Here is a 10164-nt window from a genome sequence, read left to right on the forward strand (position 1 = left end):
ACTGAGAAGGATAAGGTCATGCGCCATCGTAAGAGTGGTCGTCAATTGAACCGCAACAGCAGCCATCGCCAAGCTATGTTTCGCAACATGGCAGGTTCTTTGGTCCGTCATGAAATCATCAAGACGACTCTGCCTAAAGCGAAAGAACTGCGTCGCGTCGTTGAGCCGCTGATTACTCTTGCCAAGACCGACAGCGTAGCTAATCGTCGTCTGGCATTCGCCCGTACTCGTGATAACGAAATCGTGGCAAAACTGTTTAATGAGCTGGGCCCGCGTTTTGCGAGCCGCGCAGGTGGTTACACTCGTATTCTTAAGTGTGGCTTCCGTGCTGGTGACAATGCTCCGATGGCATACATCGAGCTCGTTGACCGTGCTGTTGAGCCTCAAACAGAAGTTGCGACTGCAGAGTAATCTGTAGGGGCATATAAAAGAACCGGGTTTATCCCGGTTTTTTTATATCTGTATATCTGAATTTCTCACTTATTTCTTTCCATCCTGTTATGCTGATATCTCAAACAGTGTGTTTATTGTAGGAGATATGAAGATGTATCGTATTGGCCAACTGGCTAAATTAGCGAATGTGACCCCTGATACAGTGCGTTTTTATGAAAAACAAGGAATGATGGAACATCAGAACCGTACCGAGGGGGGATATAGGCTTTATACAGAGCAAGATCTACAGCGCCTTCGGTTTATACGTTATGCCAAGCAATTGGGGTTAACCTTGGAAGCTATCACAGAATTATTGTCTATTCGTGTAGATCCAGATCATCATACTTGTGAAGAGTCGAAGCAAATTGTCGATTCTAGATTGATGGAAGTAGAGGAAAAACTTCTTGAAATGCTAAAAGTGCGTGATTCACTTAAGATGTTAAGTGATGCTTGTTGTGGAAGTTCTCATATAAGTACTTATTGCTCTATTCTTGAAACTTTAGAACAAGGAGCTTTAAATAAGGAATAAGTGATTTTTCTTTATTATGGAAGATTCAGCGAGTACAATTGCTATGTTTTTAGATCAATTAATATGATAGAGGAATATGATGATTACATATCACCATAAAAAAGGCGTAATAAAGGATAATGCTATTGAAGCTCTACTACGTGATCCATTATTCAAACAACGAATTGAGAAAAATAAAAAAGGGAAAGGAAGCTACCAAAGGAAAGGAAAGCATAACAAGGTAAGTAACTGGGAGGCCAGTGGTAAGGGATCGTTAGATTTATTACCACTGGCCTTTTAGTTTTGATAGGTTTATTTTTATTCTTGCAGTAAACTATGGGTTCTATTAATTATTTTTTAGTAGTTGAGAGATATTGGTATAGATTCAATTTCTTTTTTACTATACGATTTATTCGTTTTATTGTGCAAATAATAGTCGCTGACGGCCCGATATTTTTCAAGATTATATCAATAATAATGTTAGCAGTTGGATTGGTAAAATTGCCTGTCATGGTAAATTTACCAATGGCTTCAAAAAGCTCACCACGTTCTTTTAATCGTCATGTTAATTAAAGTGTGTCAAGTTGTGTCAGTTATTGTGTTTGAATTATATGACTGATAGATAATTATTTTTTGATTCCTAAAGGAAAAAAGGGCTTGGTTGGAATAGTCTTTCTACTTCGGGAACAAATTTTTTATCTGTAATAAACATAATTACATGATCTCCTTGTTCGATTACACTGTAATCATGAGCAATAATTACTTCGTCGCCGCGAGCTATTGCTCCAATTGTAGTACCTGGTGGCAATTTAATATCACCTACAACTCGGCCGACAACCTTTGACGTGTTTTCATCTCCATGAGCAATTGCTTCGATAGCTTCCGCTACTCCACGACGTAATGAGGAAACGCTTACGATATCTGCTTTACGAACATGACCTAGTAGAGCTGAAATAGTTGCTTGCTGTGGAGAGATTGCAATATCAATAACACCTCCTTGTACTAAATCGACATATGCACTACGCTGAATGAGAACCATGGCTTTTTTGGCTCCCATGCGTTTGGCAAGCATTGCAGACATGATATTTGCTTCGTCATCGTTGGTTAGGGCAATGAATACATCTACCTGTTCTATATGTTCTTCGGCTAATAGCTCTTGGTCAGATGCATCCCCATAGAAAACAATGGTGTCGTGTAATAATTCGGCTAGTTCTGTGGCTCGTTGCTGATTTCGTTCAATTAATTTAACTCTGTAATCTTTTTCGAGACGTAGGGCAAGTCCGGCGCCAATATTGCCACCACCAACGATCATAAGACGCTTGTAAGGTTTTTCTAAGCGTTGAAGCTCGCTCATTACAGCACGAATATGTTGTGATGCAGCCACAAAGAAAACCTCGTCACCAGCTTCAATGATTGTAGAGCCTTGTGGTTTTATTGGTCGATCTTGGCGAAATATGGCAGCAACTCTGGTATTAATATGTGGCATGTGTTCACGAAGTGAAGAAAGTGCATTTCCTACAAGTGAACCTCCGTAATAAGCTTTTACTGCAACAATACTTACTCTACCTTCGGCAAAGTTAACAACCTGCAAAGCGCCAGGATACTGAATTAGTTTATAAATATAATCTATGACGAGTTGTTCTGGTGAAATAAGATAATCAATAGGAATGTCGTTAGGGAGAAAAAGCTTATCTGATTCACGGATATACTCTGCTGCGCGTATTCGTGCAACTTTATTTGGTGTATTAAATAAGGAATAAGCAATCTGGCATGCAATCATGTTAGTTTCGTCAGAATTAGTTACAGCAATTAACATATCAGCATCTTCAGCACCAGCTTCTCTTAATACTCTGGGATGAGAACCATGACCATTGACTACTCTGAGGTCGAATTTATCCTGTAGTTGGTGCAGGCGGTTGGGATCTGTGTCGACTATAGTAATATCGTTATTTTCACCTACTAGATTTTCAGCTAATGTACCACCAACTTGACCTGCACCAAGAATAATTATTTTCATAGTATTCTCTAACTTGTTAGAAACAGATAATTATCTTTATAAATTGTGGAGATATATTACTGTTTAATTAATCGAGCGTAAAAGAAACCATCACCACCATTGAATTCAGGTATTATTTGTTTTCCTGGGTTATCACCTGTCTCTGTTCCCGATAGTTTGGCATCTGGGTGGCGTTTTAAAAATGAGCTGATTTGCTGGCTATTTTCATCTGGCAAAATAGAACAGGTTGCATATACTAATGCCCCACCTTTCTTTAAATATGGCCAGATTGCATCAATAATCTCAGATTGTAATTGAACTAATTGAGCAATATCTTCTTCGCGGCGTAACCATTTGATATCAGGGTGGCGACGGATTACTCCTGTTGCTGAACAAGGTGCATCCAGAAGGATACGATCGAATTGCTGGCCTTCTGCCCAATATTCAGGGTGGCGTCCATCACCGGTTTTTACTGTTGCATGGCAATTAAGGCGCTGGAGATTTTCTTTTACTCGTTTTATCCTGTGTTTATCAATATCTATAGCTAATACTTTGGCTTTTGGCGCTATTTCTAGGATATGTGTTGTTTTCCCTCCTGGTGCGGCACAAAGATCGAGAATTTTCTCTCCATTGATTGGTTGTAATAATTCGGCACACCCTTGTGCGGATACATCCTGAATAGTCACCCAACCTTTATCAAATCCAGGTAATATTGTTACCGGGCAGGGGAAAATTACACGGATAGCAGAAGGTAATTCGATAGCTGGTTCCGCATCAATTCCGGCTTTATGAAGAAGAGAAAGATATTCATCTCGACTATGGTATATTCGATTAACTCTCAACCACATAGGCGGTTTCTTGTTATTATTTTCAATAAGTTGCTGCCATTCTTGCGGATAGGCTTTTTGGATTTTAGCTAATAACCATTTAGGATGTAAGTGATTGCTGGGACTATTTTGTGAACGCTCCATTAATTGTAGTTGCTGCCTCTGAAACTGGCGAAGGACACCATTAATCAATCCTTTTAGCTGAGGATATTTCAGAGTTACGGCTCCATTTACTGTTTCAGCAAGTGCTGCATGAGCTGGGATACGGGTATAGGTAAGTTGGTATATGCCAACCATAAGCAGGTAATGAAGAATACGTTGCTTACCTTTTAATGGTTTTTCCATTAATTGGCTTATTATCCATTCTAACTGAGGTAATACACGTAATACCCCGAAAGATAACTCCTGTAACAAAGATTTATCTTTATCAGTTATATTTCGTTGAAGTTCAGGCAATATCGTACTGAGAGATTGCCCTTGGTCCAGAACTTGATTGATTGCTTTTGCGGCGATACTTCGTAGATTATATGTATTTTTCATAGTTAAAAAGGCTGACAAAAATCAGTATTAAGAGAAAGTTTGTGAGAAAGAGTTTACATAGAATAGTATTCAGTTGATTTTATTACCTGGCGTAAACCACTCACGTTTGGAGTTAAGCAGATCTGCGGCTGACATTGCTTTTTTACCAGCAGGTTGTAATTGCGTGATATTCAAAATTCCATCGGCAGTGGCAATATGAATACCTTTTTTGTCTGCTTTTAAGATAGTTCCTGGTTCTACCGAAATTTGTTCTTCAATGGCTTCTGCTTTCCAGATTTTAACAGGTTGCCCTTCCATCTCGAAAAAGCTCATGGGCCAAGGATTAAATGCACGAATGCAACGTTCAAGATGGGTTGCAGATAGTTCCCAATTTATTTTGGCTTCTTCTTTGCTTAGTTTTTCAGCGTAGGTAACCAACTTTTCACTTTGAGTTTCAGGCTGATTGTTACCTGATGTTATTAATGATAATGTTTTAAGTAGTGCATCTGGCCCAATATTGGTCAGTTTTTCGTATAAACTGGCACTAGTATCTTCAAGTGTAATAGGACAGCTTGCTTTATATAGCATATCGCCAGTATCAAGGCCTACATCCATTTGCATGATCGTTACACCTGTTTCCGTGTCACCAGCCCAAAGTGAACGTTGAATTGGTGCTGCACCACGCCAACGTGGTAATAGAGAGCCGTGTACGTTCAGACAACCTAATCTTGGAATATCTAAAACAGCCTTAGGGAGGATTAATCCATAGGCTACAACTATGAGAACATCAGGTTGTTGTTTAAGAATCCATTGTTGGTTTTCTTCTGAACGTAAAGTGGCTGGCTGAAAAACAGTAATGTTATGTTCTTCTGCCAGTACTTTTACAGGACTGGGTGTCAGTTTTTTACCTCTTCCGGCTGGTCTGTCTGGTCGCGTTAGAACGCCAACTATCTCATGCTGAGACGTTAATAAAGCCTCTAAATGGCGTGCCGCAAAGTCAGGTGTTCCGGCAAAAACAATACGTAAAGAATCAGACACGTTTATTTCCTGTATTAATATAATTTATTTGGTTCGGGCTTTTTGTTTATCCAGCTTTTCTACTTTCTGGCGTATACGCTGGCGTTTCAGTGGAGATAAGTAATCCACAAAAAGCTTACCAATTAAATGATCCATCTCGTGCTGAATACAAATAGCTAGTAAGCCATCAGTTTGTAATTCAAATGATTGACCATTGTAATCTAAGGCTCTGATTTTGATTTTTTCAGCTCGTGGCACTAATGCTCGCTGCTCAGGAATAGACAAACAGCCTTCTTCAATCCCAGTATTACCACTTTTTTCCAGTAACTCTGGATTTATCAGCACAAGGCGTTCATTACGAGTTTCCGATACGTCAATAACGACAATACGCTGATGAATATCAACTTGTGTTGCTGCCAGGCCAATGCCTTCCTCTACGTACATAGTTTCAAACATATCATCAATGATACGTTGAATCTCCGCATTAACTTCTTTAACAGGCGTTGCAATAGTGCGAAGCCGCTCGTCTGGGTAATGTAATACTTGTAATACTGGCATATATGTTTAGATCTATGTCCAAAATGTGAATGGTATTTTATGTCTATTCTAGACATTTCCCATTTAGATTGACAGTATTGATTGCCAATTGAGCAGTTTGGTTTTGTCCGTCAATCTCAGTCAGGATGACAATATGGAAGCTATGGAAATATGGTTGCGAATGAAGATGATCTCTCATTTAGCAACAGAAAAAGCAGCAAATATTACAGAGAAATTATTGCATGCTGGGAATCGTTATCTCACCGTGCTTAAAGAGAGTGGATTAACGTCAGCACAATGTTTGCAATTTACTAAAGCCAATAAAACCTTGCTAGCTTCATGCTTAAAATGGCTGGAGCAGCCGGAACACCATTTATTGACATATTCTCACCCGTTGTATCCGCCTCTATTAAAGCAGATACATACCCCACCTCTTGCGCTTTTTGTGTCAGGGAAATCAGATCTTCTTTTAAAGAAGCAGGTGGCGATGGTAGGGAGCAGGGCAGCAAGCTATTATGGCGAGAAATGGGGAAAAATTTTTGCAGGTGAATTGGTTGGACATGGGTTAGTTATTACTAGTGGTTTAGCTATTGGTATTGATGGTATTTGTCACCGATCTGCGCTGGATAGTGATGGTCAAACAATAGCTGTATTAGGTAGCGGTCTTGGTCAGATTTATCCTTATAGACACGGATTATTAGCAAAGCAAATAGAGGAGGGGGGAGCCCTTGTTTCTGAATTTTTTCCGGAGACTCCTCCACGTGCAAAAAACTTCCCTAAAAGAAACAGGATTATCAGTGGATTAAGTTCGGCAGTTATTGTTGTAGAAGCGAGTCAAAACAGCGGTTCATTAATTACAGCTCGTTGTGCTCTTGAACAGGGAAGGGATGTATTTGCATTACCAGGGTTTTTGGGGAGCTCAGTCAGTGAAGGGAATCACTGGTTGATAAAACAGGGAGCATATCTGGCTACAAATGTAATGGATATTGTGGAACATGTTTACAGTTCACTACAATGGTTACATATGGAAAGAACAAAGGAAGAAGTAAAACCCCAGTTTGAGCAAACTGAGTTGCCATTTGCTGATATGCTGGTTAACGTAGGTGATGAAATAACGCCAGTTGATATTATTGCGCAACGCTCTGCATTACCTATAGCTGAGGTAATGACAAAGCTCCTTGAACTAGAATTATTAGGTAAGGTGGCGGTGGTTGCTGGTGGTTATGTGCGCGTGAGTTAGTTATACCCGTTATCTTTCATGTTGGCTGCACTCGCTCACCCCGGTCACATAGTTCGCTATGCTCCTGGGGATTCGCTCCCTTGCCGTCTCTATGCATCTTGAAATCTATAGGGTATAACTGAATACTCAAAGTCTTGCTTAGTGTCATATAAGTATAAATTTCAAGTGAAAATGGTATGGCAAAAATGGTTCCTTTCTCCACTAATGAAACTGAATATTGTCCTGAATGTGGCTCTGTTTTGGTTATCCGTAATGGCATTCATGGCCCATTTTTTGGATGTTTTAGTTATCCATTATGTCAATATATTCGCTCATTAAAAGGGCAAAGTAACGGCCATGTGGTAAAAGAGCTTGAAGGGCAGTTATGTCCTGTATGTGGAGCTAATTTAGTTTTACGTCAAGGGCGTTATGGCATGTTCATTGGTTGCAGTCGTTATCCTGAATGCGAACATACGGCACTGATTGATAAACCGGATGAGACGTCGATAGCCTGCCCCCAATGCAAAAAAGGGCAATTACTCCAAAGAAAATCACGTTTCGGAAAAATTTTTCACGCGTGTAACCGTTACCCCAACTGCCAGTTTGTATTAAATAATAAGCCAGTTGTTGGTGAATGTGTGTTTTGTTTCTATCCGTTATTGATGGAGAAACGCACATCACAAGGTACAAAGTTGTTTTGTGCTAGTAAGTTGTGTGGAAAACAGCAAATAAATTAAACTGAGTAATAAAATGAGTAATGAAGCATCACCTGTATTTGAAAAAGTATTAACTTCGCTAAAAGCGGAAAAAGTTATTGCTTATCCAACTGAAGCTGTTTTTGGGCTTGGATGTGATCCTGATAGTGAAAAAGCGGTAAATGAACTGCTTACATTAAAGAAGCGCCCGTGGCAAAAAGGGTTGATTCTTATTGCAGATAATTATAGACAATTACAGCCATATCTTGATGATAAACTTCTAACAAAAGACCAAAAAGAAGTTATATTTGCTTGTTGGCCTGGGCCTGTAACCTGGGTGATCCCTGCAAAAGCTGGTACAGCTAAATGGTTGACTGGGCAATTTTCCACGTTGGCTGTCAGAGTTAGTGATCATCCTTTGGTGAAACAGTTATGTACTTTTTATGGAAAACCATTGGTATCGACCAGTGCAAATTTAAATGGTCTTGAACCATGCCGAACAGCAGAAGAAGTCAGACAACAGTTTGGGGATAAACTTTCTGTGTTAGATGGTGATGTTGGAGGGAGGAAGGATCCTTCAGAAATTCGGGACGCTTTAACTGGTGAGCTTTATCGTCAAGGGTAGAATAAATATGAATCAATTCGCTGTCTTTGGTAATCCGGTTACACACAGTAAATCACCCCGTATCCATCAGTTATTTGCTGATCAAACGGGTATTGCGCATTGTTATGGGAAGATTTTAGCACCAATAGGTAAATTTGAAGAGACATTGGATGTGTTTCTTCAACAGGGGGGGGGAGGAGCTAATGTTACTGTGCCATTTAAAGAGCAGGCATTTATCAGGGCAAATGAATTGACTGAGCGGGCAAGACTCAGTGGTGCAGTCAATACCTTGAAATTATTAGATAATAATCAATTGCTTGGTGATAACACGGATGGTATAGGATTGTTAGCAGATTTGATACGGCTTGAGTTTATTACTCAGGGGCAGCATATTTTAATAATTGGGGCTGGTGGTGGTGCCAGAGGTATTTTATCTCCATTATTAGAATTTGGTTGTGATATTACAATTACAAACCGAACGTTCAGTCGTACCATCCAGATCGCTAATAATTTTTCGCCAATAGGTAACATTCGGCCCGTTGAGATGAAAACACTTAATAGCCCTGAGTTTGATCTTATTATCAATGCGACTGCATCCGGTATTAATGGTGAGGTTCCTGCGATATCTCCATTAATATTTAATGAAAATTGTGTCTGTTATGACATGTTTTATCAGGCTAATTTGACGCCTTTCATTTCCTTTGCTAGAAAACATGGTGTTTCTCGTTATGCTGATGGATTAGGGATGTTAGTAGGACAGGCCGCTCATTCATTTAAATTATGGCATGGTGTACTGCCAGAAATTGCACCTGTACTGTTAACATTGGAACAGGAGTTACATTCGTGAATCAATCTATCCAGTTTCCTGATAGAGAAGAGTGGGATGAACAACAGCAGATAGTCATTTTTCCCGCGTTGGTAAATGGGTCATTGGTTCACTGTACTATGAGGGCTAGGGATCTTTTATACCGTTATGGGGAAGATCATCATCCATTAAATCTTTTCCGGCAAAATCGTTGGGATCTTGAAGAGGAATTCGAATCGTTAATCAATAACGGGGATGATGATCATTTAGGACGTTATATGTTACCTTCTTGCAGGTAGTCATTTTTACAGCAGACATAATTGCTTGCTGAATAATATAATATTTTTAATTCTTCAGGTTTTAGTTTTCTGACCCGACGGGCAGGGCTACCGACATAAAGGTATCCACTTTCTAATGTCTTTCCTGGAGCGATCAAGCTGCCTGCTCCAATAATAACGTCATCTTCAATAACTGAACCATCAAGTAGGATGGAGCCCATACCGATGAGCACTCGATTACCAATAGTACAACCATGGAGTATAGCTTTATGCCCGATGGTGACATCATTCCCAACAATTAAAGGAAAACCATCGGGATTATCAACAGATTTGTGTGTTACATGTAATACAGAGCCATCTTGGATGTTAGTACGTGTGCCAATAGATACGTAATTAACGTCGCCACGAATGACAACTAAAGGCCATATGCTGACATCATCAGCAAGTCTGACATCACCAATGATCACACTAGACGGATCTAACATAACTTTCTGACCAATTTTAGGTTGAGTACCAAGGTAACTGCGCAACACTCCAGACATATATACCTCTAATGAAGAAATGGAGATCTTTTATTCTTAACGGGATCCTAGTGAGGAAAACATTAGTATGCAATGGAAAAAGCTTATTGATCTTGGCTGTTATCGCCTAAATTCAACCCAAAAAGAGCAAGAAGCAACCTGTTGGCGATAAATCTAAAAAAAAGTGTTGTGTAAAAATCTGGGTT

The 10164-nt window shown here is 39.7% G+C and carries 13 protein-coding genes; 8 read left to right on the forward strand and 5 right to left on the reverse strand.

Going from position 1 to position 10164, the window contains the following annotated elements:
• Positions 1-18: 18 nt before the first annotated feature.
• The 3 genes from rplQ to PTE_RS21080 all read left to right on the forward strand — a co-directional run bounded on the left by rplQ (position 19) and on the right by PTE_RS21080 (position 1241).
• Positions 19-411 carry a 50S ribosomal protein L17 gene (gene rplQ / locus PTE_RS21070; protein WP_021322783.1) on the forward strand — a complete coding sequence of 131 codons (393 nt, stop codon included), beginning with the start codon at positions 19-21 and terminating at the stop codon, positions 409-411.
• A gap of 133 nt (positions 412-544) precedes the next feature.
• Positions 545-961 carry a Zn(2+)-responsive transcriptional regulator gene (gene zntR, locus PTE_RS21075; RefSeq protein ID WP_036850371.1) on the forward strand — a complete coding sequence of 139 codons (417 nt, stop codon included), beginning with the start codon at positions 545-547 and terminating at the stop codon, positions 959-961.
• Between the two features lie 79 nt (positions 962-1040).
• The gene (locus PTE_RS21080; RefSeq protein ID WP_036850373.1) at positions 1041-1241 is read left to right on the forward strand and encodes an alternative ribosome-rescue factor A; all 201 of its coding nucleotides are present in this window, start codon (positions 1041-1043) and stop codon (positions 1239-1241) included.
• Positions 1242-1580: 339 nt separating this feature from the next.
• On the opposite strand, the gene trkA is transcribed toward PTE_RS21080, so the two are convergent.
• The 4 genes from trkA to def all read right to left on the reverse strand — a co-directional run bounded on the left by trkA (position 1581) and on the right by def (position 5857).
• On the reverse strand, positions 1581-2957 hold the full coding sequence (gene trkA, locus PTE_RS21085) for a Trk system potassium transporter TrkA (protein ID WP_036850376.1): 1377 nt from the start codon (positions 2955-2957) through the stop codon (positions 1581-1583).
• Positions 2958-3013: 56 nt separating this feature from the next.
• The gene (rsmB, locus tag PTE_RS21090) at positions 3014-4303 is read right to left on the reverse strand and encodes a 16S rRNA (cytosine(967)-C(5))-methyltransferase RsmB (RefSeq protein ID WP_036850379.1); all 1290 of its coding nucleotides are present in this window, start codon (positions 4301-4303) and stop codon (positions 3014-3016) included.
• Positions 4304-4372: 69 nt separating this feature from the next.
• Positions 4373-5320, reverse strand: a complete 948-nt coding sequence (fmt, locus tag PTE_RS21095; protein WP_036850381.1) for a methionyl-tRNA formyltransferase — start codon at positions 5318-5320, stop codon at positions 4373-4375.
• Positions 5321-5344: 24 nt separating this feature from the next.
• Positions 5345-5857, reverse strand: coding sequence for a peptide deformylase (def, locus tag PTE_RS21100; protein WP_036850384.1), 513 nt, complete (start codon positions 5855-5857; stop codon positions 5345-5347).
• 133 nt (positions 5858-5990) lie between these two features.
• Between def and dprA the strand changes: the two genes are divergently transcribed.
• The 5 genes from dprA to PTE_RS21125 all read left to right on the forward strand — a co-directional run bounded on the left by dprA (position 5991) and on the right by PTE_RS21125 (position 9458).
• Complete coding sequence (gene dprA, locus PTE_RS21105) at positions 5991-7076, forward strand: DNA-protecting protein DprA (RefSeq protein ID WP_036850387.1); 1086 nt, start codon at positions 5991-5993, stop codon at positions 7074-7076.
• A gap of 176 nt (positions 7077-7252) precedes the next feature.
• Positions 7253-7792 carry a topoisomerase DNA-binding C4 zinc finger domain-containing protein gene (locus PTE_RS21110; protein WP_036850390.1) on the forward strand — a complete coding sequence of 180 codons (540 nt, stop codon included), beginning with the start codon at positions 7253-7255 and terminating at the stop codon, positions 7790-7792.
• Positions 7793-7805: 13 nt separating this feature from the next.
• Positions 7806-8375, forward strand: coding sequence for an L-threonylcarbamoyladenylate synthase type 1 TsaC (gene tsaC, locus PTE_RS21115; RefSeq protein ID WP_036850393.1), 570 nt, complete (start codon positions 7806-7808; stop codon positions 8373-8375).
• A gap of 7 nt (positions 8376-8382) precedes the next feature.
• The gene (aroE, locus tag PTE_RS21120) at positions 8383-9201 is read left to right on the forward strand and encodes a shikimate dehydrogenase (protein ID WP_036850396.1); all 819 of its coding nucleotides are present in this window, start codon (positions 8383-8385) and stop codon (positions 9199-9201) included.
• Complete coding sequence (locus PTE_RS21125; RefSeq protein WP_036850399.1) at positions 9198-9458, forward strand: DUF1488 family protein; 261 nt, start codon at positions 9198-9200, stop codon at positions 9456-9458. The genes aroE and PTE_RS21125 overlap by 4 nt, the downstream gene beginning before the upstream one ends.
• On the opposite strand, the gene PTE_RS21130 is transcribed toward PTE_RS21125, so the two are convergent.
• Entirely contained in the window at positions 9434-9979 is a 546-nt protein-coding gene (locus PTE_RS21130; RefSeq protein ID WP_036850402.1) for a gamma carbonic anhydrase family protein, read from the reverse strand. The genes PTE_RS21125 and PTE_RS21130 overlap by 25 nt on opposite strands.
• Positions 9980-10164: the final 185 nt, after the last annotated feature.

The organism is Photorhabdus khanii NC19, from assembly GCF_000517265.1.
Lineage (GTDB): Bacteria > Pseudomonadota > Gammaproteobacteria > Enterobacterales > Enterobacteriaceae > Photorhabdus > Photorhabdus khanii.